Genomic DNA, 25,394 nt, shown 5'->3' on the forward strand with positions numbered 1-25,394 from the left:
GCTGCCTACGGCTGGCCGTACCCGTCCAGGAACCGGCCGATCCGGGTGATCGCGTCCCGCAGGTCCCCGACCGTCGGCAGGGTCACCACCCGGAAGTGATCCGGCTCCGGCCAGTTGAAGCCGCTGCCCTGGACGACCATGATCTTCTCCTGCCGCAGCAGGTCCAGCACCATCTGCCGGTCGTCCTTGATCTTGAAGACCTGGGGGTCGAGGCGCGGGAAGAGGTACAGCGCGCCCCTGGGGCGGACACAGCTCACGCCCGGGATCTGGGTGAGCAGGTCGTAGGCGAGATCCACCTGCTCCTTCAGCCGCCCGCCCGGCAGCACCAGGTCGTTGATCGTCTGGCGTCCGCTGAGCGCGGCCACGACACCGTGCTGGCCGGGCATGTTCGCGCACAGCCGCATGTTCGCGAGGATTGTCAGGCCCTCGATGTAGGAGTCGGCGTGCGCCCGGGGCCCGGAGACGGACATCCAGCCGACCCGGTAGCCGGCCACCCGGTACGCCTTGGACATGCCGTTGAAGGTGAGCGTGAGCAGGTCCGGGGCGACGGCGGCGGTCGGCGTGTGCGTGGCGCCGTCGTACAGGATCTTGTCGTAGATCTCGTCCGAGCAGACCAGGAGGTTGTGGCGGCGGGCGATGTCGGTCAGCCCGCGCAGCACCGCCTCGTCGTACACCGCGCCCGTCGGGTTGTTCGGGTTGATGATGACGATCGCCTTGGTGCGGTCGGAGACCTTGCGCTCGATGTCGGCGAGGTCGGGCATCCAGTCCGACTGCTCGTCGCAGCGGTAGTGCACGGCCGTACCGCCGGACAGGGAGACGGCCGCGGTCCACAGGGGGTAGTCCGGGGCGGGTACGAGGACCTCGTCCCCGTCGTCCAGGAGGCCCTGCATCGCCATCACGATCAGCTCGGAGACGCCGTTGCCGATGAAGACGTGCTCGACGTCGGTCTCGATGCCGATGGTCTGGTTGTGCATGACGACCGCGCGCCGGGCGGCCAGCAGGCCCTTCGCGTCGCCGTAGCCGTGTGCCGTGGAGACGTTGCGGAGGATGTCCTCCAGGATCTCCGGCGGGCACTCGAAGCCGAAGGCGGCCGGGTTGCCGGTGTTGAGCTTGAGGATGCGGTGCCCCGCGGCCTCGAGCCGCATCGCCTCTTCGAGAACCGGCCCCCGGATCTCGTAACAGACATTGGCGAGCTTGGTCGACTGGATCACCTGCATGACGGTGAGCTTACGGGGCGGTAATGCCCGCCGGACGGTGTTTTCCGCCACGTGAGACACATGTGGGGGACACCCGGGGGCGGAACCGGGGTCGGGGTGAGGTCGGGCCCGGGGTCGGTGATTTGGCCTGTTATCGCCGGTAGCTGTCTCAAAGGTGCCTCCGCTCCCTACAATCCGCGTCCATGCCGAGACCTGCCGAGGACGAGACCGGGGCGCCCAGCGTCTACCGACCCGAGGGCGCGCCGGCCCCCGCGTACGAGGAGTACCGGGATCCGGCGACCGCGCACGGCTGGCTCAACGCGTACGACGAGACGCGTGAACTGCCCCGGATCGCGCCCGGCGCACCGGTGGCCGCGTCCGTGCCGGTGGCGGGGCGGGCGGACCGGCGGCGGGCGGCCCGTGGTGCGCGCGGCCGGCGTGGCACGTACGTGGTGGCCGCGGTGGGGGCGGTGGGTGCCGCCTCCGCGCTCGCGCTGATCACCGGCCTGCCCTTCGCCTCCTCTCCGGGCGGCGGCGCGCAGGGCGGCCAGGACCGCACGAAGCGCACGGCCGGCGAGTCGTCGGCCGCGGCGGCGCCGGAGCGGAGTGCGGGCGCCGCGTCCGTCACCGCCTCGCCCGAGTCGGCCGCCCCGGCCGCACCGGCGACGACATCGCCGTCGGCCGGGACCGGCGCGTCGGCGAGCGCCTTGCCCGGCGCCTCCCCGAGTGTCACCGAGACCCGCGCGACCGGCCCGACACCATCGCCGACCGCCACTGCCACCGCCACCGCCGGTACGACACCGACGCCGACGCCGACTCCCACGGGCGGGGGGCACGGGTGGGGGCACGGAAGAGGTGGCGGCGGCGGGTCCCACTAGCGGGTCCCACTAGCGGGTCCCATCGGCGGCACGGCCCGTCGGGGCGCGAGGTGTGCGGGCGGCGCGCCGGCGTGCGCGGCACTCCACCGGCGCGGGATCGCGCCATCACACCGACCGGAAACAGCTCCTTGCCCACGCGTGCGCTTGTGATGAGAATGTGCATGACAAAAACAGGTGACCGGAAGATCTCCGGTCACCTCGTCGTACAGAGGGGACCCCCACATGAACAAGCCTCTCGTCGCCGCGCTCGCCTCCCTGGCCATCACCGGGATGGGTGTGGCACCGGCGGTCGCCGCGCCCCGACAGGCCGCGGCGGTGACCGTCGACTTCGCGGGCACCGTCTCGCTCAGCAACTGCTCCGGCTCGGTCATCCGCTTCCCGAACTCCGCGGACAGCGACCCCGCCCTGGTCCTCACCAACGGCCACTGCCTGGAGACCGGCTTCCCGGACCCCGGCGAGGTCATCACCGGCCAGTCCTCCAGCCGTACCTTCGGCCTGCTGAACTCCGCCGGCACGAAGGTCGCCACGCTCCGCGCCAACCAGGTCGTCTACTCGACGATGACCGACACGGACATCACGATCTACCGCACCACCACGACGTACGCGGCGATCAAGAGCTCCTACGGCATCAGCCCGCTGACCGTCAGCGCCACCCACCCCGTCGCCGGCACCGCCATCAAGGTCGTCTCCGGCTACTGGAAGACGATCTACAGCTGCAACATCGACGGGTTCGTGTACCGGCTGAAGGAGGGCGACTGGACCTGGAAGGACTCGGTCCGCTACACCTCCGCGTGCAACACGATCGGGGGAACGTCGGGGTCGCCGGTCATCGACACCACCACGGGCCAGGTCGTCGCCGTCAACAACACGGGCAACGAGGACGGCGAGCGGTGCACCGTCGACAACCCGTGCGAGGTGGACGAGAACGGGACCGTGACGGTCCGGCAGGGGATCAACTACGCCGAGGAGACCTACCTGATTCCGGCGTGCTTCACGACGGGGAACGTGCTGAGCCTGAGTGCGAGTGGCTGCGCCCTGCCCAAGCCGTAGGGGGTGCTGGTGGTCGGTTTTCGGGTGCGGGTGAGTGGGGGCCGGTCGTGCGGTTCCCCGCGCCCCTAAGAGCATCGGGGTGCGCGTCGGACGGCACGTCCGGCCAGTTCGAGGGTTCTTCGGCCGTCCTCGATCACGAACCGGCCGTCGATCAGGACGTGCGGGATGCCCGTCGGGAGGGTGCGCGGGCGTTCGAACGTCGAGCCCGCCGCCACCGTCTCCGGGTCGAAGAGGACGAGGTCGGCCCGGTAGCCCTCGCGCACCAGGCCGCGGTCCGGCAGGCGCAGCCGGGCCGCGGGGCGGGCGGTGAGATGGGCGACGCACTCCTCCAGCGAGAGGACGCCCAGCTCCCGTACGTAGTGGCCGAGGTAGTGCGGGAAGGTGCCGTAGGCGCGGGGGTGGGGCTTCGTGCCCTGGAGGATGCCGTCCGAGCCGCCCGTGTGGACGGCGTGCCGCATGATCGTCCGGACGTTCTCCTCGTGGCCCACGTGCTGGAGGATCGTGGTGGCCAGCCGGTCGGCGAGCAGGAGGCGGCGGGCCGTCGTCCAGGGGGACTCCCCGCGGGCGTCCGCCGACTCCCGGACCGTACGGCCGACGAGGTCCGCCAGGGCCGGGTCGGCCACGCCCGAGATCTCGATCGTGTCCCACTCGACGGGCACGCCGTGGCAGCCGTCGGAGCCGACGGACTCCAGCTGGTGGCGCACGCGCTCGGCCGTCCCGTCGTCCGCCAGCCGGGCCAGGGCCGCCGCCGGGCCGCCCTCGTTCGCCCAGCTCGGCAGGATCGCCGCGAGGGTCGTGCTGCCGGGGGTGTAGGGGTAGGTGTCGAGCGTGATGTCCGCGCCGGCGGCCAGCGCCTCGTCCAGCAGCGACAGCAGCTCGGGCGCCCGGCCCTCGTTCACGCCGAAGTTCATGGTGGCGTGGGCGAGGTGGAGCGGGCAGCCCGCCTCCCGGGCGAGGGCCACCATCTCCGCGTACGCCTCCAGGGCGCCCGCGCCGTAGGAGCGGTGGTGCGGGCAGTAGTAGCCGCCGTACTCCGCCACCACCCGGCACAGCTCGGTCAGTTCGGCGTCCGGCGCGTACATGCCGGGGGTGTAGGTGAGCCCGGAGGACAGGCCGACCGCGCCCTGTGCCATGCCCTCGGCCACCAGCCGGCGCATGTGGTCCAGTTCGGCGGGGGTCGCCTCGCGGTCCTCCCAGCCGACCGCGAGCGCGCGGACCGTGCCCTGGGGGACGAGATAGGCCGCGTTGACGGCGATGCCGCGGTCGAGGCGGTCCAGGTACTCGCCGACCGACCGCCAGTCGAAGTCGATGTCGTCGCCCGCGCCGTTCCAGCCGGCGATCGCCCGGCGGACCTCAGCCAGCGTGCGGTCGTCGACCGGGGCGTACGACAGCCCGTCCTGGCCCAGCACCTCCAGGGTCACCCCCTGCGCGGCCTTGGCGCTGTGGTCGGGGTCGCGCAGCAGGGCCAGATCGCTGTGGGCGTGCATGTCGATGAAGCCGGGGGAGAGGACCAGGCCCTCCGCGTCCAGCTCGCGCACCGCACGCGGACGCTGGCAGCCCGCCGCCGCTGCCTCCTTCACGATCGACACGATCCGGCCGCCGTCGACGACCACGTCCGCGCGGTAGGAGGGCGCGCCGCTGCCGTCCACGACGTCGGCGTCCCGGATGACCAGATCCTCCACGACAGTCTCCCTAGTCTTCCCTGGGGCCGGATCTAGAAGTAGGTGCGGATGTAGTCGACGACCGTTCCGTCCGCCTCGGCGACCGGGATCAGCTGCCACTTGTCGAACGACGTGCACGGATGCGACAGACCCAGGCCGATCCAGTCCCCGACCTCCAGATCCGCCCCGGGGTCCGTGCTCAGCCAGGCGTGCTGGTCGGACAGGCCGGTGACCGAGACCCCGGTCGCCGGGCGCTCCGTGCCGCCCCGGCGGATCACCTGGGCGACGGGCAGGTCGAGGTCGTGGGCCGCGTCCCGCTTGCCCGCGTTGGCGAAGGCCTGCCCGGGGGAGGGACGGGAGACGATCTGCGCCCAGAGCCGGAAGGCCGGCTCCAGGGCACCCTCCTCGGGGACCCGGTTGAAGGGGGTGACCTCGCGGTAGCGGCCGTCGTCGTGCGAGACGTAGGCGCCCGAGCGGAGCAGCTTCAGGACCGGGAGCGAGAGTTCGGGGATCCCGGCGAAGACGTCCGCGACCGCGTCGAACCAGGCGCTGCCGCCGGCGGTGACGACGACCTCGTCCAGGCCGGCGAACCGGCCCGCCTTGTCGAACTCGACGGCGAGGGCGACCAGCCGGCGCAGATAGGCGTGCACCCGGTCCGGGTCCGCCCGCGGGACCTCGCCCTCGTACCCGGCGACCCCCACCAGCCGCAGGGTCCGCGTCCCGGCCACCGCGTCGGCGACCGCCGTGCACTCCGCCTCGGTACGGACGCCGGTACGGGCACCCTCCCCGGCGGCGAGTTCGACGACGACGTCCACCGGGCGCGAGACCCCCGTCGGCCGCAGCGCCGCGTCCATCAGGCCGACCCCGCGCACCGAGTCGACGTAACAGACGAAGCGGAAGTCCGCGTCCCGCTCCAGTTCGGCGGCGATCCAGCGGAGCGCCGCCGCGTCCACGAGTTCGTTCGCGAGGAAGACCCGCCGGGTGCCGAACGCCCGTGCCACCCGCACCTGGTGCGGCACGGCGAGGGTGATGCCCCAGGCCCCGCGCTCGGTCTGCCGGTGGAAGAGCTGCGGAGCCATGGAGGTCTTGCCGTGCGGGGCGAAGGCGAGGCCGTGCCGTTCGGTGTACGTCTCCATCAGCGCGAGGTTGTGCTCCAGGCGCTCGGCGGACAGGACCAGCACCGGGGTCGGGAAGCCGTCCGTGAACAGGTTGCGGCGCTGTGCGGCCAGTTCGCCGACGGTGAGGCCCTCGGCGTCCGGGGGGAGGCCCTTGAAACGGTGGTCGACGCGTTCCTCCGCGAGCCGGGCGAGTGCTTCGGTGCCGGTGTCGAGGGACACGGAGCCTCCCTGTTCAGGTCGGTTGCACAGGCTGCAACGTTCATTGCGTATATCGCTTACCGCTGTCTAACATCCACGCCAACGCCGGGTCAATGGAGCCCGCAGCGCCCCGGGACGACGAGGAGCCACGACCATCGTGAAGGCCACCGGCGCCGTTGACGCCGTTGACGCCGTCGACTCCACGGACTCCACGGACTCCGCGGACGTCATGGACGTCGTCGCGCTCGGCGAGTCCATGGTCACGTTCCTGCCCACCCGGCCGGGGCGCCTCGCGGACGTGCCGTCCTTCGACCGCGCGATCGGCGGTGCGGAGTCGAACACGGTGTGTGCGCTGGCCGCCACCGGGCACGCCGTGCGGTGGGTCAGCCGGGTCGGCGCGGACGGGTTCGGCGACCATCTGGTGCGGAGCGTCGCGTCGCACGGCGTCGACGTCTCGTACGTGGGCCGCGATCCGGTGCGGCCCACGGGGGTGTACTTCCGGACGGCGGGGGACCGGGCGACGGACGCGCACGAGGTGGCGTACTACCGGGCCGGGTCGGCGGCGTCCGCGATGTCGGTGGCGAACGTGGACCTCGGCGCGGTGCGTGCGGGCCGGGTGCTGCACCTGTCGGGGATCACCGCGGCGCTGTCGGAAGGGTGCCTGGGGCTGCTGCGCGAGCTGACGGCTCCCGCCGGGGGGCGGCCGGTGGTGTCGTTCGACGTGAACTTCCGGCCGGGGCTGTGGGGTTCGGGCGACGGCCCGCACGTCCTGCTGGAGCTGGCCCGCCGGGCCGACATCGTCTTCGTGGGGGAGGACGAGGCGGAGCTGGCGTGGGGGGTGACGGGAGGGCCGTCGGCGGTCCGGGAGCTGCTGCCGGAGCCGGAGGTGCTGGTGGTGAAGCAGGGCGGGGCGGGAGCGACGGCATTCGTGTCGGCCGCGGACCGGTGGGGGCCGCTCGCGCAGTTCCCCGCGCCCCTCACGGGGCGCTGCAGTCGCCGCGTCTCCCCGGCCGCGGGCAGCCGCACAGCTACTCAGCCGCGGGCAGGCGTGCCGCAGGGCGATGGGGGTCCCCCCGCTCGCGCGAAGCCGAGAGTGGGGGAGGGCGGGCGCGGCGGCACCCCGCGAGCGCGGGCGAGTGAAACCCCGCCCCCGGACGACACCCACGGCACCTTCGAACCCGCCCCCGTCGTCGACGTCGTGGCGGCCGTCGGTGCCGGTGACGCCTTCGCCGCCGGGTTCCTCTCCGGCCTCCTGCGCGGCCTGCCGGTCGGACGGACGCTCAGGCTCGGCCACCTCTTCGCCGCCGCCGCCCTCACCACCCCCGCCGACCTCGCCCCGCCTCCCGGCCCCGACACCACCGACCGCCTGACCGCCCTCGACGACAACGGGTGGGAGAGACTTCGACTCGGCCCCGGCTGGACGCAAGCCGACGCGGCCGAAGAGGAGGTACGCACCCCATGAGCCAGACCGTCGACCGAGCGCTCAGCATCCTGCCCCTGCTCGCCGAGGGCCCCGCCGACCTCGGCCAGGTCGCCGACCGCCTCGGTGTGCACAAGTCCACCGCGCTGCGGCTGCTGCGCACCCTGCACGAACACGGCCTGGTCTACCGCCAGTCCGACCAGCGCTACCGCCTCGGCGCCCGGCTCTTCGCCCTCGCCCAGGAGGCGATGGAGAACCTCGACGTCCGCGAGATCGCCCACCCCCACCTGGCCCGCCTCAACGCGGCCTGCGGACACACCGTGCACCTCGCCGTGTTCGAGGAGGGCGAGGTCCTCTACATCGACAAGGTCGAGAGCCGCTACCCGGTGCGCATGTACTCCCGGATCGGCAAGCCCGTCGCCATCACCGTCGCCGCCGTCGCCAAGCTGCTCCTCGCCGACCTGCCCGAGCCCGAGCGGCGGGCCCTCGCCGACAAGCTCGACTACCCCATGTACACGGCCCGTTCGACGCCGAACGCGGAGGCCTTCCGCAGGGAACTGGCCAAGGTCCGCGAACAGGGCTGGGCCACCGACCTCGGCGGCCACGAGGAGTCCATCAACTGCGTGGCCGCACCGATCCGCGGTGCCGACGGGCGGGTCGTCGCCGCGATGTCGGTCTCCGCGCCCAACGTCGTCGTCACCGCCGACGAACTCCTCACCCTGCTCCCGCAGGTGCGCCGTACGGCGGACGCGATCAGCGGCGAGTACTCAGGCAGAACCCCGATCAAGGAAGCCGGCACCCGATGACCGAGAAGACCGCCCTCACCCCCTCGACCCACACCACCCCGCCCGCGAAGTTCTCGCACGGAGTGAAGAAGGGCAACATCCTCCAGGTCGCCGGCCAGGTCGGCTTCCTGCCCGCCGAGGAGGGCAGGCCCCCGACCCCGGCCGGCCCCACGCTGCGCGAGCAGACCCTCCAGACCCTCGCCAACGTCAAGGCGATCCTCGAGGAGGGCGGCGCCTCCTGGGACGACGTGATGATGATCCGCGTCTATCTGACCGACGTGGACCACTTCGCCGAGATGAACGGCATCTACAACACCTATTTCGAGGAGCAGCGCCTCAGCGCCCCGCCCGCCGCCCGCACGACCGTGTACGTCGGTCTGCCCGCGGGCCTCCTCATCGAGATCGACGCCCTCGCCGTCCTCGGCTGAGCCCGGCACTCCCCCCCGACTCCCCCCCCGACTTCCGCACCTCGTACGGCTGTCACGGCACGGCGCCCGCCCAGGGGCCGTGCCGCGATCCCCCCTGCCCGAAAGCACGACGTCCCCGAAGAGGCCCCCCACATGTCGCTACCGCTCGCCGCGACCGCACCTGCCGCGCCACCCCACACCGGAGGGCTGCTGCTCCTCCTCGACGGCACCGCCGGACTCCTCACCGTCGCCGGCATCGGCATCGCCCTGCTCCTCTTCCTCATCATCAAGGTGCGGCTGCAGCCCTTCGTGGCCCTCCTCGCCGTCTCCATAGCCGTCGGCCTGCTCGCCGGTCTCTCCGTCACCGAACTCTTCGGCACGGTCCAGCGCTCCGACGCCGTCTCCACCGTCGAGTCCGGCATGGGCGGCATCCTCGGCCATGTCGCGATCATCATCGGCCTCGGCACCATGCTCGGCGCGATCCTCGAAGTCAGCGGTGGTGCCGAGGTGTTGGCCTCGCGACTCCTCAACCTCTTCGGGGAGCGGCGGGCACCGCTCGCGATGGGCCTCACCGGCCTGGTCTTCGGCATCCCCGTCTTCTTCGACGTCGGCATCTTCGTGCTGGCCCCGCTCGTCTACGCGGCGGCCAAGCGCGGCGGCAAGTCGATCCTCCTCTACTGCCTCCCGCTGCTCGCCGGCCTCTCCATGACCCACGCCTTCCTGCCGCCGCACCCCGGCCCGGTGGCCGCCGCCGCGCTGCTGCACGTCCAGCTCGGCTGGGTCATCCTGATGGGCGTCGTCTGCGGCATCCCCGCGGTGCTGGCCGCGTGGGCGTACTCGGCGTGGATCGGCAGGCGGATCTTCGTCGCCGTACCGCAGGACATGGTCGAGGCCGCGCAGGAGGCCAGGCAGGCGGTGCTGGCGGAGCAGCGGGCGGCCGGGGTGACACCCCAGGAGCGGCCGGTCCCGCTCGCGACGGTCCTGGCCATCATCGGCACGCCCCTCGTCCTCATCCTCGCCGCGACCTTCTCCTCCATCGCCCTGGACCCCTCCACCGGCCGCTCGGTGCTGGAGTTCTTCGGCACGCCGATGGTCGCCCTCACCATCGCCCTGGTCCTCGCCTACTACCTGCTGGGCATCCGGCGCGGCTGGTCCCGCAGGTCCCTGGAGACCGTGTCCACCGCGTCGCTCAAGCCGGTCGGCAACATCCTGCTGGTGGTCGGCGCGGGCGGGATCTTCGGCGCCGTACTGAAGGCCAGCGGCGTCGCCCAGGCCCTCTCCGACACCTTCCACGGCGTCGGGCTGCCGGTGATCGTCCTGTCGTACCTGATCTCGGTGGTGCTGCGGGTCGCCCAGGGCTCCGCGACGGTGGCGATCGTGACCACGGCCGGCATCGTCGCCCCGCTCCTCACCGGGGGCGACCACTCCCAGGCCTTCGTCGCCCTCGTCATCATGGCCATCTCGGCGGGCTCGATCTTCGCCTCGCACGTCAACGACGGCGGCTTCTGGATGGTCGCCAAGTACTTCGGCATCAGCGAGCGCGACACCCTCAGGACGTGGACCGTGCTCGAAACGGTGTTGTCCGTGGCGGGGTTCGGGGTGGCGGGTGTGCTGAGCGTGTTCGTGTAGGCGTCTGATAACGAAGTCGGGGCTGGCTGTGTCCGGCACAGGTTCTTGGACCATACTGCCCGCTGTGGAGCAGCGCATAGGAGCCAACAGCCAGCCCCTGGAAGGCGCCGGATTCGACCCGGCCTTCATCCCCGGGCTCACCTCACCCGCGGCCGCCGAGCCGAAGGACGCCCGGCCGGAGGAGAAGGCCGAGGACGTGGAGGCGGCGGCGGAACCGGTGGCCGTGGCCGAGGCGGAAGCCACGGCGGACGCGGCCGCCGACGAAGCCGCGGACGGCGAGGAGACCTCCGAGGAGACCCCCGAGGGGCCCGCCTTCGAGGCCGCCGACCGTCGTGCCCGGATAGTGGCCGACCACCAGGGCGTGCGCCTCAGCCTCGACGAGGAGAAGTGCGAGTTCCGCTGGGACGAGATCGGCGCGATCGAGACCGAGGCACCGCGCTTCGGCAAGCGCTTCACGATCACCGTCCACACCCCGGACCGCCGCTGGTACCCCATCGAGATCGAGGCGACGTCCCGCTCCCGCTTCAAGGAGTGGGAGGAGCAGCTGGACGAGGTCCTCGACGCGTACTTCGACGACGGCGAGAAAGCGGAAGCCGCCCCGGAGCCGGACGCCGAGGACAAGCCCGAGGACAAGCCCGAGGACAAGGTTCTCGACGAGGAGTAGTCGCCGTCCTGCCGCTCCGGCCCAGGTGGCTGCCCCCTGGGCCGGAGCGGCATTCGGCTCTTCCGCCGACGCCCCGGCCGGCTAGCCGCAGTACTGCGCTTCCTTCCCGATCGACCGGTACATACAGTCCGCGTTCTCCAGCAGCTGGAACACCGCGTCCCGGTTCCGCGAGGTCTCCCGCTCGATCACCTCGTCGGGCGGGTAGAAGCCACCCCCGGAACTGGACGTCGGGTACATCTCGAAGGTGTAGTCGAAGATCTTCTGGGTGCCCCACAGATAGTCGTCGATCGAGCCGTCGGTGATGTACAGGTCGCTCGACTGCTCCGGCGTGTAGCCGTTGCTCGCCGCCATCTTCTGCCCGACCGCCTTGAACGCGGCGGCGTCGTCCGCGGTCATCCCGGTCGCCGTGTCGGCCGTCGTGTACCCGAACGGCCACAGCACCAGCTCGCTGTAGGTGTGGAAGTCGATCCCCGCCTTGATCTGCTGCTTGCCGCCGACGATCCGGCTGCGCACGAAGTCGGCGACCACCTTGACCTCCGGCGCCGACTCGGCGGCCGCACCCCGGTAGGTCTCGGACGACGTCGAGCCCGACGACCCGCCGCAGCAGCCCCACTTGTAGTTCCAGTTCCGGTTCAGGTCCGTACCGACGTACGAGGAACCGGAGTTGGGCTGCCGGTTCTTGCGCCACGAGCGGTACGAGCCGGTGGCGATGTCGTACTCCCCGCCGTCGGGGTTGAGGTCCGGGACGATCCAGATCTCCCGGCTGTTGACGATGTCCGTGACCCGGGAGTCCGATCCGTACCCGGCGCCCAGCTCCCGCAGCAGGTACAGCGCCATCTCCACCGTGAGGTGCTCGCGCGCGTGCTGGTGGAAGGTGAGGAGGACCTCGGGCTCGTTCTCGTCCGTCGCCACGTTGTCGCTGACCTTGATCGCGACGATGTCCCGGCCCTGGTACGACTTGCCGATCACCTGCTTGCTCATGATCGAGGGGTAGGCGGCGAGCCGCTGGTCGATCTCGGCGTTCGCCTCGGCGTAGTTGTGGTACTTCGCGTCGGCGGTCGGGAAGTCGAAGAGCCGCAGCTGGTCGGCGGCGGACGACCGGTCCGGGGCCGCGCCCAGCGGCGTGACCTCGTAGCCGAGGCGCTTGAGCGCGGTGATCTGCGCGGGCCGTCCGGAGACGACCACGGTCTCCTCGTCGGCCTCGTCCACGGAGACGCCGGTCCGCTGGATCGCGGCGCGGGTCACCGGGGTGGTGCTCTGGTGGATCTCGTACTGCCGGACGTCGTCGGCCGAGGGGGCGGAGGGGCGGGCGCTGTCGGCGGTCGCGTGGGTCGCGGTCGCCGAGACGGGGGCCGCGAGGGCGAGGGCCAGCAGGGCGCCGAGCGCGGCGGTCCGTCTGCCGCCGCGGGTGCCGGAGCCACGGGTGCGAAGTCGCATGAAGTCTCCTGGGGGAGAGGTGGGGGTGGTTCAGTGCGACGTGCCTGTGCGGATGTTGTGTGCGGGCTGTGCGGTCCGTGCGAGTGCCGCCCATCGTCCAAGTAATGGCATGAACAGGTCAAGATAGTAAAACCGGCCGCGCAGTGTACGCGCGTACCCGCCACCGCACGCGGCCCTCGCCGAAGTGCACCCGCGCGCGTGACGTCCGTGTGCGTTCTCCGGGTCGGGCGGGAGACGGTGGTCGGACGGCCAAGAGGGAGGGCTGGCTGATCATGGGCGGATCGGCGCCACGTGGGGGCTGCCATCTGCCGGTCGAGACGACCAGCTTCGTCGACCGGAGAGACGAACAGGCCGCGGGCCGGGAGCTGTTGGCCAGGGCCCGCCTCGTCACGTTCACCGGCCCCGGCGGGGTCGGCAAGACCCGGCTCGCGGCGCATGTCGCGGCCCGCGTCGAACGCGCCTTCCCCGACGGCGTCCGCTACGTCGCCCTCGCCGGTCTGTACGACCCGGCCCTCGTCCCGCTGGCCGTCGCCGACGCCCTCGGCCTGCACGACCACTCCGAGCGGCCGCCGCTGGACACGCTGGTGGAGCAGCTCCGTGACCGGCGTCTGCTCCTCGTCGTCGACAACTGCGAGCATCTGCTGGCCGCCTGTGCCGCCCTCGCCGCGGCCCTGCTGCACGGCACCACCGGCGTCCGCATCCTGGCCACCAGCCGGCACCGCCTCGGCCTTACCGAGGAACACCTCATGGAGGTACGGCCGTTGCCGGTCCCCGACCCGGACGGCGACCTCTCCGCCGCCGAGTCCCACTCTGCCCTCGCCCTCTTCGCCGACCGTGCCGCCGCCGTACTCCCCGGCTTCCGGCTCACTCCCGCCAACCGGGCCGCCGTGGCCCGCCTGTGCCGCCGCCTCGACGGGCTCCCGCTCGCCATCGAACTCGCCGCCGTCCGGATGCGCGTCCTCGGCCTCGACCAGCTCCTGGCCCGCCTCGACGACCGCTACCGCCTCCTGACCGCCGGCAGCCCGGCAGCCCTGCCCCGCCACCAGACGCTCCGCGCGGCCATCGACTGGAGCCACGAACTCTGCACCGAACGCGAACAGTCGGCATGGGCCCACCTGTCGGTACTGGCCGGCAGCTTCGACCTGGAGACAGCCGAGTCGGTCTGCCACGACCCCAAGACCCCCCACGACAACCGCCAACCCATCAACCCCCCATCCGAAGCGACGAGTTGGGGACCGAAATCCGCCGAGTGGGAGCGGGGCTCCGCTGACCGGAAGCCGGAGGCCGTCGGCGGGGCGACGGGGCCGGCTGGTCGAGAGCCGGCGGCCGCCGACCGGAAGCCGGGATCCGTCGGTCGGGAGTCGGAAGCCGTCGGCCGGGAGCCGGGATCCGTCGGCCGGGAGTCGGGATCCGTCGGTTGGGAGTCGGGATCCGTCGGTCGGGAGTCGGAAGCCGGCGGTCGGGAGTCGGGATCCGCCGACCGGAAGGCGGGACCCGGCGGTCGGGAGTCGGGATCCGGCGACCGGGAGGCGGTACCCGTCGGTTGGGAGTCGGAAGCCACCGACCGGAAGGCGGAAGCCGCCGACCGGAAGGTGGGATCCGTCGGTCGGGAGTCGGAAGCCGCCGTGTGGGATCCGGAAACCGTCGGGTGGGAGCGGGAGTTCGGCGGTGGGGTGTTCGGCGTTGGTCGTGAGGGGGTGGAGTTGTTCGATGCTCTCGAAGCTGTTGCCGGGCTGGTGGACAAGTCCGTGCTGGTGCGGGAGGAGTCGGCGGACGGGGGCGGGGTGCGGTACCGGCTTCTCGACACCCTCCGGCACTACGGCCTCGACCGGCTCCGTGCGCGGCCCGGGGCGGAGGCCGCCGCACGGCGCCGGCACCGGGACCATGTGCAGCGGCACGCGGCGGCCTGCGAGGCCGCCTGGTTCGGGCCCGGCCAGCGGGAGATCGTCGCCCGGCTCCGCGCCGACCGGGACAACCTGCGCGCCGCCCTGGACTTCAGCCTCACCACCCCCGGCGAGGCCGGCGCCGGGCTGCGGCTCGCGGGCACCCTCTGGTTCCACTGGCACGCCTGCGGCGCCCCGCGCGAGGGCCGCTACTGGCTCGACCGCGCCCTCGACGCCAACCCCGAGCCGACCGTCGGCCGCGCTCGCGCCCTCTGGGTCTCCGCCCTGCTCGCCGGCAGCCCCGAGGACCTCACCCGGGGCCTGCGCCGCGCCCGCGAGGCCCGTGCCCTCGCCGAGCGGCTCGGCGACCCGGCGGAGGCCGCGCACGCCGACTACGTCATCGGCGTCGTCCAGCTCTTCGCCGACGACCTGGGCGCCGCCCGCGCCCACTACGAGACCACCGTCGCCCGCGGCCCCGTCCCCGGCCAGCACCTCAGCCTGCACGGCCTGGACCTGGTCGAACTGGCCTGCGCATACGCCTTCCTGGGCCAGCCGGACCGGGCCACCGCCGTCTGTGAGCGGGCCCTCGGCCTGTGCGAGGCGCACGGCGAGGACTGGGTCCGCTCCTACGTCCTGCGCGTCCTCGCCCTCGCCCACGCCGTCCGCGCCGACTGGCGCCGCGCCGAGCCCTGCGCCCGCGAGGCGCTGCGCCGCAAGCGCGAGGTCCACGACGTCATCGGCATCGGACTCACCCTCGACCTGCTGGCGAGGATCGCCGACGGCCTCGGCGCCGCCGAGCGCACCGCCGTCCTGCTCGGCGGCGCCGACCGCGTCTGGTCCGACATCGACCGCGACCGCTGGGGCTCCTCCGCCCTCAACTCGGCCCGCGTGCGGTGCGAGAGCCACTCACGGGCGGTCCTGGGACCGGGGCCGTACGAGCGGGCGTACGCCCGGGGCGCGGCGTTCGCGCTGGCCGAGGTGATGGCGTACGCCCTGGGGGAGGACCCACAACCCCCGCCCCGACCGGCCGAGTTGCGGGCGACACCCGTCCGGCTCACCCGTCGCGAGACCGAGGTCGCCGAACTCGTCGCCGAGGGGCTGGGCAACCAGCAGATCGCCGACCGCCTGGTCATCGCCCGCCGTACCGCCGAGGGCCATGTGGAACGCATCCTCGGCAAGCTCGGCTTCAGCAACCGCAGCCAGATCGCCGCCTGGGTGACCGCCCGGCGCTGACGCACAGGAGACCCGATGAGTACCAGTACGGGCCCGCGCCCCGCCGCGGCCCAGGGGCAGTTCGACCACCGGATGGCCGTGTTCGGCTCGGACGACGGGTTCGTCGCCGCCGCCCTGCCCTTCCTCGCCGAGGGCCTCGCCGCCCCCGACGAGCCGCCGCCCGTCGCCATCGCCGCCCCCGGCCTGCTGGCCGTCCTGCGCGACGCGCTCGGCACCGACGCCCGGGACGTCGGCTTCATCGACCACACCGACTGGTACACCGGCACGGCCGCCAACGCCGTGGCTCAGGGCGCCGGTTACCTCGCGGCGAACGCGGGGCCGGGCGGCCGGGTGCACCTCCTCATGGAACCCGACTGGGCGGGGCGCGCGGGCCGTTCGCCGCGGGAGAGCGCCGAGTGGATCCGCTACGAGTCCCTCGCCAACCTCCTCTTCGCCCCCTTCGCCACCACGGCCCTGTGCGCGTACGACACCCGGACGGCGGGCCCGGCCGTCGTCGACGCGGCCCGCCGCGCCCACCCGGGGACCGGGGTCTACGAGCAGCCGCCGGTCCTGGTGCGCGAGCTGGACGCCGTGCCGCTGCCCCCGCCGCCGCAGTCGGCGGCCCGGCTGCCCGCGCCGGAGTCGGTCGGCACCTGGGCCGCCGACTGCGGGCTGCCGGCCGTGGACGCCGGGCGGTTCGGCCGCGCCGTCGTGGCGGCGGCGGCCGCGCACGGGCCGGTGGTCGAGATCCTCGCCTGGGGCGAGGCCCCGGCCTGCGTCTGCGAGCTGCGGCTGTGCCGGGCGGTGGCGGATCCGCTGGCCGGGTTCGTGCCGCCGCCCGGCCGGGAGCCGGAGCCGGGGCAGGGGCTGTGGTTCACCCGCCAGGTGTGCTCGTACGTCGATGTCCGGGACGGGGTGCCGGGGGACGGGGCGAAGATCCGCGTCCAGTACGCGTGAGCGAGACGCCGTACGCGCGTACCCCCGCGACGGCGCATACGCGGGTACCGGATCAGGTATTCCTCCCCGTGTGCGGGAAGACGGGTACGGGCACGCTGGAAGGCATGCTGCAACCCTCCGGGAGCCGGTTCCCGGATCCCGACCCTCAGTACGCCGCGTACCCGCAGCCGCCGACCCGGGCGGGCCATCTGAGCGTCGAGTACGACCCTCGGCCCACGGCGGCCGGGGAGGCGCGCGCGGCGGTGCGGCGGCAGCTGGAGGAGTGGGGGCTCGCGGACCAGGACGAGGTGGCGTACGTGTGCGAGCTGCTGGTCGGCGAGCTGGCCGCGAACGTCCTGTGTCACGCGGCGACCCGGTTCCGGCTCACCCTGGCGGCCTCGCACGGGGTGCTGCGCTGCGAGGTCGCCGACGGGGACCGCCGCCCGCCGCGGGTGCTGGACGCGGGCCTCACGGAGGGCGGCAGAGGGATGTACCTGGTGGATGCGCTTGCCCGGCGCTGGGGCTGCCACCGGGACGGACCGGGCAAGACCGTGTGGTTCGAGCTCGGTACCTGCGGGTGCCACGGCTGCGGTCGGCGACAGCCGTAGCACCCCACAGCCCGGGTCCCGGCGGCCGGCCCGGCCGCCGGGACCCACCCACGGGTTACGGCAGGGCGTGCACGTGGGCGCCCACCGAGGACGACCAGGCGTTCCCGGCCGCCGCGTCCCAGTTGGTCGACCAGGTCATCGCGCCCCGCAGGGTGGGGTACGTGGTCGAGGGCTTGAAGGAGCCGCAGTTGGTGGCCTTGGTCAGGCAGTCCAGGGCGTTGTTCACCACGGTCGGCGAGACGTAGCCGCTGCCGGCCGCGCTGGTCGACGCCGGCAGGCCGAGGCCCACCTGCGAGGGGCTGAGTCCGCCCTGGAGCTGGATGCAGGCGAGCGCGGTGAGGAAGTCCACCGAGCCCTGGCTGTACACCTTGCCGTCGCAGCCCAGCATGGAACCGCTGTTGTAGTACTGCATGTTGACGACCGTGAGGATGTCCTTGACGTTCAGGGCCGTCTGGAAGTACGCGTTGGACGTCGACTGCATGTCGATGGTCTGCGGGGCCATCGTGATGATCAGCGAGGAGCCCGCCTTCGACGACAGCGAGCGCAGCGCCTGGCTCATGTACGTCGCGTTGATGCCGTTCTCCAGGTCGATGTCGACGCCGTCGAAGCCGTACGTCTGCATCAGCGAGTAGACGGAGTTGGCGAAGTTCGTCGCGGACGCCGAGTCGCTCACCGAGATCGTGCCGTTCTGGCCGCCGATGGAGATGACGACCTTCTTGCCGGCTGCCTGCTTGGCCTTGATGTCGGCCTTGAACTGGTCGACGGTGTAGCCGCCGAGCCCGGCGGAGTCCAGGGTGAAGCTCACCGCGCCCGGTGTGCCGGTCGCGTCCGCGAAGGCGACGGCGATGATGTCGTACGAGGACGGCACGTCCGAGATCTTCTGGACGGTGGCGCCGTTGTTGAAGTTCTGCCAGTAACCGGTCACCGCGTGCTTGGGCAGCGAGCCGCCGCCACCCGTGCCGGTCGCGGTGGTCGTCGCCGTCACCGCCGTCGACTTCGCCGACTCACCCGCCGAGTTGGTCGCGGTGACCTGGAAGGAGTACGACGTCGAGGCCGCGAGTCCGGTGACCGTCGCCGAGGCACCGGTGACCGCGGTGACCTTGGTGCCGTTCTGGTAGACGTTGTAGCCGGTCGCGCCGGACACCGCGCCCCAGGACAGGGATGCCGAGGACGACGTCGTACCGGAGACCGCGAGGCCGGTGGGGGTGGCCGGGACGGTCGGGGCCGGGTCGGAGCCGCCTCCGCCGTCGGGGCCGTAGACGGAGAAGTCGTCGGCGTAGTAGGCGGGCTGGCCGTACCAGCCGTGCGTCCAGACCGTCACCGAGGTGGTCGAGGCGCCGGTGGTGAAGGTCGTCGACAGCTGCGTCCAGGACGTGTTGGGCGTCCAGGTCGACACGTCCGTGGTGCCGGTGCCGGTGACACCGAGGTAGGTGTAGGAGCCCTGCACCCATACGCTCAGCGTGTACGTGGAGTTGGCCTTCACCGCCACCGTCTGGCTGCACTGGGCGTAGTCCTGCCCGGCCGGGGTCGCCTTGAGCGCGGCGGCACCGGAGTGCACGGGGGAGGAGACGGTCGTACCGCTGCCCGCGGAGCAGGTCCAGTTGGACAGGCCCGACTCGAAGCCGGGGTTCTTCGCGTTGTTGACGTCGGCGGCGGAGGCCGGCGCGGAGGCCAGGCCCGCCATCGCGAGTGCCGTGGCGAGGGTGGCCACGGCCGACCAGGTGCGGATGCGTCGCCGTCCGGTGTGGGGGGACGCCAGTCGGGGGATGAGTCTGAGCATGACAATCACGGTGGTCCAGACCAATTCACCTGTCAATAGGTCCAGACCAAATTCAGAGGCGGGGGTCGGAGGGTGGGGGCGTGGCAGAGGGGTGGCTCAGGCCCCGGTCATATGCTCAACCTGTCCCGGTTTGGCGCCACTTGTGCGGTCACGGATCCCAGACAGCTACACAAACGCTGTTCTCCGGTCACAGAGGCGTGGATACAGTGCTGAGGAAGTCACGCAATGAAGTCGTCCCGGCTCATTGGAGTAACACCGGTGGGCCGCCGGGTGTGAAGAGCGGGGAGCTGCGCGTGCCAACTGCCATTGCCGTGACCAGTGCCGACATGGCGCTGCCCATCCAGGACGAGCGGACCATGCCCGCGGTCGTGCTCCGGGACCTCGACCAGCGCCCGCTCGAACAGACCCTCGCCGAGTTCGTCGCCCTCATCGAGCAGCACGGCCATGTGATCGTCGTCTACTCGGACGCCGTACCCGAGGCCGTGGTCCGGCGCCTGCACACCCTCCGCTCCCTCCTGGAGAGCGACCGGATCGCGCTGTTCCGCCCCGACCTGCCGCCGCTCGGCATCGCCGTCCTGGCCCGGCAGCTGCGGCAGCTGGCCTCCTGCGACCTCAGCCCCGGCGTGCTCGCCTCGGCCGGCCGGCTGCTCACCCACTACATCCACTCCGGTGCCGTCCTCGGCTCCGTGGCCAAGCTGGACCGCGTCCCGGTCGGCCTCAAGGCGCACGCCAAGTCCTGGATGCCCGGCACCCAGTTCGGGGTCGTCGCCCACCCCGAGCCGCAACTGGTCCGGGTCGCCCCGGAAGCCGTCCTGAACGGCCCCGAGTTCGGCACCTGGATGCTGGTCGCCAAGGGGCAGCTGCAGTCGGACTGGATCGGCGGCCTCGCCAAGGCCTGGGGCGCGCACGGGCTGCGCGAGACCCCGCTGCCCGCCGAGTCGTCCGTGTGGTGGGGCACCGGCCGGATGATCGAGTTCACCAGCTACCTCGCCGACCTGTCGGTCCTCTACCAACTGGTCACCTCGGTACGGCAGACCAGCTGCCACTGGTGCGGCATCGACGTCATCGGCGACCGCTGTGTCTTCTGCTCCGCCACCCCGCCCGACTACGACCCGCCGGCGCCCCGCGCGCTGGAACAGCGGACGCCCGCCTGACCCGCACCGCCCACCGCCACCGCCCGGTTCTCCCCGCTTCCCCCACTCTCCCCCGCTTCCCCGATGAGGTCGCACGGTCCATGAACTCCCGTCAGCGCCGCGGCGTGATACTCCTGATCCTGTCGGTGATCTGCGCACTCGGCGCGTTCGCCGGCGTGCTGTCGGTCATCGACAACGCGAAGTCCGAGGTCGGCCCCAAGGTCACCGCGTACGAACTCCGCTCCGACGTCGCGCCGTACACCACGTTGAGCGCGAGCCAGTTCAAGAAGATCTCGATGCCCGAGCGGTGGCTGTCCGCGAACGCCGTCACCAGCCTCGCCCAGATCCAGGGCAAGATCGCGGTCACCACCCTGAAACAGGGCTCCCTGCTCCAGACCGACATGATCGTCGACCAGCCCGAACTCAAGGCGGGCCAGCAGGAGGTCGCGATCATGATCGACGCGGCCACCGGGGTGGCCGGCAAGATCACCCCCGGCTCGCTGGTCAACGTCTACGCCACCTTCGAGGGCAAGCAGCAGACCGACCCCGACGAGTCGAAGATCATCGTCACCAACGCCCGGGTCCTGGACGTCGGCAAGATCACCGCACTGGAACCGGACAGCAAGAACCAGCAGCCCACCGACGCCGTCCCGATCACCTTCGCCCTGTCCACGCTCGACGCCCAGCGCCTCACCTACGCGGAGTCCTTCGCCCAGCGGGTCCGGCTCGCCCTGGTCGCGCCCGGCACCACGACCACCGTGCCGGACAAGGACCGTACCTACGAACTCGCGACGGACAAGTGAGAGGCGCCCTCCATGCCCATCAGGATCCTCCCCGCCGTCGGTGACCCGGACGCCGTCCGCTCCCTGGTCTCCCTGCTCAGCCAGCTCCCGGACGCCGAGCCGCTGGCCCCCGTCGTCGACTCCACCGGGCTCGTCGACACCCTCGCCCGGTCCGCCGCCGAGTCCGTCGACGAACTCCCCGAGGTCGTCGTCGTCCATGAACGCATCGGCCCCGTCCCGGCGTTGGAACTGATCCGCGAGGTCGCCCTGCGCTTCCCCGCCGTGGGCGTCGTCCTGGTCACCACCGACACCAGCCCCGGCCTGTTCGCCGCCGCCATGGACTCCGGCGCCCGCGGCCTGGTCGGGCTGCCGCTGAGCTACGAGGAGCTGGCCGGCCGCGTCCAGGCCGTCGCCCAGTGGTCCACCGGCGTACGACGCCATCTCGGCCACGGCGCCGACGTGTTCGCCGGCGTCGGCGGCACCGTCGTCACGGTCAGCGGCGCGAAGGGCGGCACCGGCGCGACCCTCGTCGCGGTCCAGATCGCCCTCGCCGCACAGGCCTCCGGCCACTCCACCGCCCTCGTCGACCTCGACCTCCAGACCGGGGACGTCGCCTCCTACCTGGACGTCCAGTTCCGCCGCTCGGTCGCCGACCTCGCCGCGGTCAACGACATCTCCCCGCGGGTCATGGCCGAGGCCGTCTTCCGCCACGACTCCGGACTCGCGCTGCTCCTCGCACCCGCCGAGGGCGAACGCGGCGAGGAGGTCACCGACCGCGCCGCCCGCCAGATCCTCAGCGCCCTGCGCTCCCGCTACGAGGTGGTGGTCGTCGACTGCGGCGCACAGCTCGGCGGGGCCGGCGCGGCGGCCGTGGAGACCGCGGACCTCGCCCTGCTGGTCACCACGCCGGACGTGGTCGCCGTACGGGCGGCGAAGCGGACGGTGCGGATGTGGGACCGGCTGCAGATCCGCAAGGCCGAGGAGACGACGGTGGTGGTCAACCGGTACACGCGCGCCACGGAGATCCAGCCGGCGCTGATCCAGCGGATCACCGGGACCGCGCTGGCGGGCACCCCGATCCCGGCGAACTTCAAGGAGCTCCAGGGCGCGGTGGACGCGGGCCGGATGCACGAACTGGACGCGCGCAGCACGGTGAAGCAGGCGTTGTGGGGGCTGGCCGGGGAGCTGGGGCTGGTGCGGTCGGCAGAGGGCACACCGCCCCGCCGCCCCGGGACACGGGCCCGGGGCGGGGAGCGGGCGGCGGTGGGGTTCCGACGACGGAAGGAACTGCCGTGAGAGGCCGCCGGGAGGGTTCGGGGGCGCTGGGCCGCCGGGTGGGTTCGGGTGTGGTGGGCCGCCGGGTGGGTTCGGGCGCGGTGGGTTGGTGGGTGGGTTCGAGGGGGGTGGGCCGTGGGCCGGGTGCGGGCCGGTGGGGGTTGCTCGCGCAGTTCCCCGCGCCCCTGAAAGCAGGGCACCACCGTGAGCGCCCCTTCAGGGGCGCGGGGAACTGCGCGGCCCGCCCCCACGCACCCGCACCCGACCCACGGCGCACCCGCGACCGCGACCGCGGCCAGGTCTCCATAGAGCTCCTCGGCATGACCCCGGTCATCATCCTCACCCTGGTGCTGATGTGGCAGGCCGTCCTCGTCGGATACGCCTTCACCCTCGCGGGGAACGCCGCCGACGAGGGCGTGCGGGCGGCCACGGCCGTCCCCCAGGGGGAACGCTTCGGCGTCTGCGAGCAGGCCGCCCTGAAGGACCTCTCCAGCGCCTGGCGGGAGGGGGCCAGGGTGGACCGGTGCGGCGGCACCGGCACGGTCACCGCGGACGTCTCGCTCCGCGTCCCGGTGCTGTTCCCCGGCTCCATCGACTTCCCCGTCACCGTGCACGGCCACGCCGGCACGGTCGAGGAGGTGAAGAACTGAGATGCGCCCCCGTCTTCCACGTCGGCACCCCCGCGACCGCGGCCAGGTCGCCATCGAGTACCTCGGCTTCCTCCCGATCCTCCTCCTCGTCGGCCTGGCCGGCATCCAGCTCGGTGCCGTCGCCTACGCCGCCGAGCAGGCCGGTACGGCGGCTCGGGCGGGGGCCCGCGCCGCCTCGCTGGAAGAGGACGTCGGCGCCGCCTGCTCGTCCGCGGTCAGTGGCGGGATCGACGTGAGCTGCGCGTCCTCCGGCGGCGGCGACTCGGTCACCGTCACCGCCACGGTCCACATCCCCAAGATCGTCTGGGATCTCGGCAACGCCACCAAGTCCGCCACGATGCCCGTCGACCACTGAACGTCGAGCACTGAACGAGGAGCACGGCACATGAGCCTGCGGGCACGCATCAACTCCCCCGAGGAGAACGGCAGCCGGGGTGAGGACGGCCACCTGGTCTCCTCCTACCGGGCCAAGCTCCTGGAGGAGATCGACCTCGCGGAGATGAGCGCGCTGGCCGCCGCCGAGCGCCGGGCCCGGCTGGAACGCGTCCTCGGCCACATCATCAGCCGTGAGGGCCCGGTTCTGTCGACCGTCGAACGCTCCCAGCTGATCCGCCGGGTCGTCGACGAGGCGCTCGGCCTCGGCATCCTGGAGCCGCTCCTCGAAGACGCCTCGATCACCGAGATCATGGTGAACGGCCCCGACGCGATCTTCGTCGAACGCGGCGGCCGCGTCGAGCAGTTGCCGCTCCGCTTCGTCTCGGCGGACCAGCTGATGCAGACCATCGAACGCATCGTCTCGACGGTCAACCGCCGCGTCGACGAGTCGAACCCGATGGTCGACGCCCGCCTGCCGTCCGGCGAACGCGTCAACGTCATCATCCCGCCGCTCTCCCTGACCGGCCCGACCCTCACCATCCGCCGCTTCCCGCGCTCCTTCACCCTCCAGGAGCTGATCGGCTTCGGCTCGCTCGACGAGCACATGGTGTTCCTGCTGGCGGGGCTGGTCCAGGCGAAGTTCAACATCATCGTCTCCGGCGCCACCGGCACCGGCAAGACCACCCTCCTCAACGCCCTCTCCGGTCTCATCCCCGCCCACGAACGCATCATCACCATCGAGGACTCCGCCGAACTCCAGCTCCAGCAGTCGCACGTGGTCCGCCTGGAGTCCCGGCCGTCGAACGTCGAGGGCAAGGGCCAGATCACCATCCGTGACCTGGTCCGCAACTCGCTGCGGATGCGCCCCGACCGGATCGTGGTCGGCGAGGTCCGCGGCGGCGAGTCCCTGGACATGCTCCAGGCCATGTCCACGGGCCACGACGGCTCGCTCGCCACCGTCCACGCCAACAGCGCCGAGGACGCGCTGACCCGCCTCCAGACCCTGGCCTCCATGTCCGACGTCGAGGTCCCCTTCGTCGCCCTGCACGACCAGATCAACAGCGCGGTCGAGGTCATCGTCCAGCTCACCCGGTTCGCCGACGGTGCCCGCCGGATCACCGAGATCGCGATACTCGACAGCCACGGCAGCGAGCCGTACCGGCTGGCGACCGTGGCCCGCTTCGACGCCCAGCCCATGACCCACGACGGCCGGGTGCACGGCGCCTTCCAGTACTTCCCGCTCCCGCGCCGCACCGCCGACCGCCTCTACATGGCGAGCCAGCCGATCCCGCAGGCCTTCGGCGTGGCCCAGCACTTCGACCAGCTCACCACCCGAGAAGCCCGGTAGGCGGCCCATGTCCCTCCACGACCTCGTCTCCCTCACCACCGGCGTCGCCCTGCTGGCCTGCGTCCTGGCCGTGGTGGGCCTGCACGCCTACGCCTCCGGCCGGGCCCAGCGCGCCGCCCTGGTGGACCGCCTCTCCTACACCGGCCAGGCCCCGCTCACCGGCCGCCGGCGACGCTTTCGCAACCTGGACCGGCGCCTGCGCGGCACGTCGGTCGGCCGTCGCCTGGAACTCCGGCTGGCCGCGACCGGCCTGGACGTGACGCCCGGCGAGTTCCTCGTCTACATGCTCGCCACCGTCGTGGCGCTCTGGCTGGTCGGCCAGGCCTCCCTCGCCCCCTTCTTCGGCCCCATCGCCGGCCTGCTCGGCGTCTTCGCCGCCGTCCAGTTCCTCAACTGGCAGCGGCAGAAACGCATCGAGCGGTTCATCGCCCAACTCCCCGAACTGGCCCGCATCCTGGCCAACGCCACCCATGCCGGCCTCGCCCTGCGCACCGCGATCGGGATGGCGGCGGAGGAGCTGGAGGCCCCGGCGGGCGAGGAACTGGGCAGGGTCGCCGACCAGTTGGCGATCGGCCACTCCATGGACGAAGCGCTCGGCGAGCTCGCCGACCGGCTCCCGTCCCGCGAACTGGTCGTCCTCGTCACCACGCTCGTCCTCTCCAACCGGGCGGGCGGCCAGGTGGTCTCGGCGCTGCGCAACCTGACCGAGACCCTGGAGGAGCGCAAGGAGACCCGCCGGGAGATCCGCACCCAGCTCTCCCAGGTGACGATGACGTCGTACGCCGTCCCGGTGCTCGGCGTCGGCGCGCTGTTCCTGATGAACGGGGTCAAGGACGACACCCTGGCCCGCATGACCGGCACCGGCCTCGGCCAGGCGGCGGTCATCATCGCCTTCGGGCTGTACGTGATCGGCTTCGTCCTGATCCGCCGCCTCAGCCGCATCGACGTATAGGTAGAGGTGGTGGATCA

At 72.3% G+C, this 25,394-nt stretch carries 22 protein-coding genes; 17 read left to right on the forward strand and 5 right to left on the reverse strand.

Features of this window, described 5'->3' with window-relative positions:
* Positions 1-5: 5 nt before the first annotated feature.
* Entirely contained in the window at positions 6-1,217 is a 1,212-nt protein-coding gene (locus tag IEZ11_RS35830; RefSeq protein WP_189267147.1) for a pyridoxal phosphate-dependent aminotransferase, read from the reverse strand.
* Positions 1,218-1,399: 182 nt separating this feature from the next.
* Between IEZ11_RS35830 and IEZ11_RS35835 the strand changes: the two genes are divergently transcribed.
* Positions 1,400-2,074 (forward strand): hypothetical protein, encoded by a 675-nt coding sequence (locus IEZ11_RS35835; RefSeq protein ID WP_189267148.1) that lies wholly within the window; start codon positions 1,400-1,402, stop codon positions 2,072-2,074.
* Between the two features lie 222 nt (positions 2,075-2,296).
* Positions 2,297-3,124 (forward strand): trypsin-like peptidase domain-containing protein, encoded by an 828-nt coding sequence (locus tag IEZ11_RS35840; protein ID WP_189267149.1) that lies wholly within the window; start codon positions 2,297-2,299, stop codon positions 3,122-3,124.
* Between the two features lie 65 nt (positions 3,125-3,189).
* Here IEZ11_RS35840 and IEZ11_RS35845 read toward each other — a convergent pair whose 3' ends face one another.
* Both IEZ11_RS35845 and IEZ11_RS35850 read right to left on the reverse strand, forming a co-directional pair.
* A complete protein-coding gene (locus IEZ11_RS35845) occupies positions 3,190-4,806 on the reverse strand; it encodes an N-acyl-D-amino-acid deacylase family protein (RefSeq protein WP_189267150.1) in 1,617 nt (538 codons plus the stop codon).
* 32 nt (positions 4,807-4,838) lie between these two features.
* A complete protein-coding gene (locus IEZ11_RS35850) occupies positions 4,839-6,122 on the reverse strand; it encodes an amino acid deaminase (RefSeq protein ID WP_189267151.1) in 1,284 nt (427 codons plus the stop codon).
* A gap of 208 nt (positions 6,123-6,330) precedes the next feature.
* On the opposite strand from IEZ11_RS35850, the gene IEZ11_RS35855 reads away from it, so the two are divergent.
* From IEZ11_RS35855 to IEZ11_RS35875, 5 genes are all read left to right on the forward strand, one after another.
* Positions 6,331-7,563 (forward strand): sugar kinase, encoded by a 1,233-nt coding sequence (locus tag IEZ11_RS35855; RefSeq protein WP_189267255.1) that lies wholly within the window; start codon positions 6,331-6,333, stop codon positions 7,561-7,563.
* On the forward strand, positions 7,560-8,327 hold the full coding sequence (locus tag IEZ11_RS35860) for an IclR family transcriptional regulator (RefSeq protein ID WP_189267152.1): 768 nt from the start codon (positions 7,560-7,562) through the stop codon (positions 8,325-8,327). Before IEZ11_RS35855 ends, IEZ11_RS35860 begins: the two co-directional genes overlap by 4 nt.
* Positions 8,324-8,734, forward strand: coding sequence for a RidA family protein (locus IEZ11_RS35865; protein ID WP_189267153.1), 411 nt, complete (start codon positions 8,324-8,326; stop codon positions 8,732-8,734). Before IEZ11_RS35860 ends, IEZ11_RS35865 begins: the two co-directional genes overlap by 4 nt.
* A gap of 132 nt (positions 8,735-8,866) precedes the next feature.
* On the forward strand, positions 8,867-10,342 hold the full coding sequence (locus tag IEZ11_RS35870) for a GntP family permease (RefSeq protein ID WP_189267154.1): 1,476 nt from the start codon (positions 8,867-8,869) through the stop codon (positions 10,340-10,342).
* 64 nt (positions 10,343-10,406) lie between these two features.
* On the forward strand, positions 10,407-11,006 hold the full coding sequence (locus IEZ11_RS35875; protein ID WP_189267155.1) for a hypothetical protein: 600 nt from the start codon (positions 10,407-10,409) through the stop codon (positions 11,004-11,006).
* A gap of 81 nt (positions 11,007-11,087) precedes the next feature.
* On the opposite strand, the gene IEZ11_RS35880 is transcribed toward IEZ11_RS35875, so the two are convergent.
* Positions 11,088-12,443, reverse strand: coding sequence for a M14 family metallopeptidase (locus IEZ11_RS35880; protein ID WP_189267156.1), 1,356 nt, complete (start codon positions 12,441-12,443; stop codon positions 11,088-11,090).
* Between the two features lie 272 nt (positions 12,444-12,715).
* Between IEZ11_RS35880 and IEZ11_RS51340 the strand changes: the two genes are divergently transcribed.
* The 3 genes from IEZ11_RS51340 (at position 12,716) to IEZ11_RS35900 (ending at position 17,082) form a co-directional block, all read left to right on the forward strand.
* Complete coding sequence (locus IEZ11_RS51340; RefSeq protein ID WP_229713564.1) at positions 12,716-15,559, forward strand: ATP-binding protein; 2,844 nt, start codon at positions 12,716-12,718, stop codon at positions 15,557-15,559.
* A 15-nt stretch (positions 15,560-15,574) separates the two neighbouring features.
* On the forward strand, positions 15,575-16,495 hold the full coding sequence (locus IEZ11_RS35895; protein WP_189267157.1) for an anti-sigma factor RsbA family regulatory protein: 921 nt from the start codon (positions 15,575-15,577) through the stop codon (positions 16,493-16,495).
* Positions 16,496-16,599: 104 nt separating this feature from the next.
* A complete protein-coding gene (locus IEZ11_RS35900; RefSeq protein WP_229713565.1) occupies positions 16,600-17,082 on the forward strand; it encodes an ATP-binding protein in 483 nt (160 codons plus the stop codon).
* A 55-nt stretch (positions 17,083-17,137) separates the two neighbouring features.
* On the opposite strand, the gene IEZ11_RS35905 is transcribed toward IEZ11_RS35900, so the two are convergent.
* Positions 17,138-18,862 (reverse strand): chitinase, encoded by a 1,725-nt coding sequence (locus IEZ11_RS35905; protein WP_189267158.1) that lies wholly within the window; start codon positions 18,860-18,862, stop codon positions 17,138-17,140.
* A gap of 326 nt (positions 18,863-19,188) precedes the next feature.
* On the opposite strand from IEZ11_RS35905, the gene IEZ11_RS35910 reads away from it, so the two are divergent.
* From IEZ11_RS35910 to IEZ11_RS35940, 7 genes are all read left to right on the forward strand, one after another.
* Positions 19,189-20,016, forward strand: a complete 828-nt coding sequence (locus IEZ11_RS35910) for a hypothetical protein (RefSeq protein ID WP_229713572.1) — start codon at positions 19,189-19,191, stop codon at positions 20,014-20,016.
* Positions 20,017-20,096: 80 nt separating this feature from the next.
* Positions 20,097-20,798 carry a Flp pilus assembly protein CpaB gene (gene cpaB / locus IEZ11_RS35915; RefSeq protein ID WP_189267160.1) on the forward strand — a complete coding sequence of 234 codons (702 nt, stop codon included), beginning with the start codon at positions 20,097-20,099 and terminating at the stop codon, positions 20,796-20,798.
* Positions 20,799-20,810: 12 nt separating this feature from the next.
* A complete protein-coding gene (locus tag IEZ11_RS35920; protein ID WP_189267161.1) occupies positions 20,811-22,073 on the forward strand; it encodes a CpaE/TadZ family protein in 1,263 nt (420 codons plus the stop codon).
* A 299-nt stretch (positions 22,074-22,372) separates the two neighbouring features.
* Positions 22,373-22,702, forward strand: a complete 330-nt coding sequence (locus tag IEZ11_RS35925) for a pilus assembly protein (RefSeq protein WP_189267258.1) — start codon at positions 22,373-22,375, stop codon at positions 22,700-22,702.
* Between the two features lies 1 nt (position 22,703).
* Positions 22,704-23,057, forward strand: a complete 354-nt coding sequence (locus tag IEZ11_RS35930) for a TadE/TadG family type IV pilus assembly protein (protein ID WP_189267162.1) — start codon at positions 22,704-22,706, stop codon at positions 23,055-23,057.
* Between the two features lie 30 nt (positions 23,058-23,087).
* Positions 23,088-24,425, forward strand: a complete 1,338-nt coding sequence (locus tag IEZ11_RS35935) for a TadA family conjugal transfer-associated ATPase (RefSeq protein ID WP_189267163.1) — start codon at positions 23,088-23,090, stop codon at positions 24,423-24,425.
* A 7-nt stretch (positions 24,426-24,432) separates the two neighbouring features.
* Complete coding sequence (locus IEZ11_RS35940; RefSeq protein WP_189267164.1) at positions 24,433-25,377, forward strand: type II secretion system F family protein; 945 nt, start codon at positions 24,433-24,435, stop codon at positions 25,375-25,377.
* Positions 25,378-25,394 lie beyond the last annotated feature (17 nt).

Source organism: Streptomyces fuscichromogenes (genome assembly GCF_014645815.1).
GTDB lineage: Bacteria > Actinomycetota > Actinomycetes > Streptomycetales > Streptomycetaceae > Streptomyces > Streptomyces fuscichromogenes.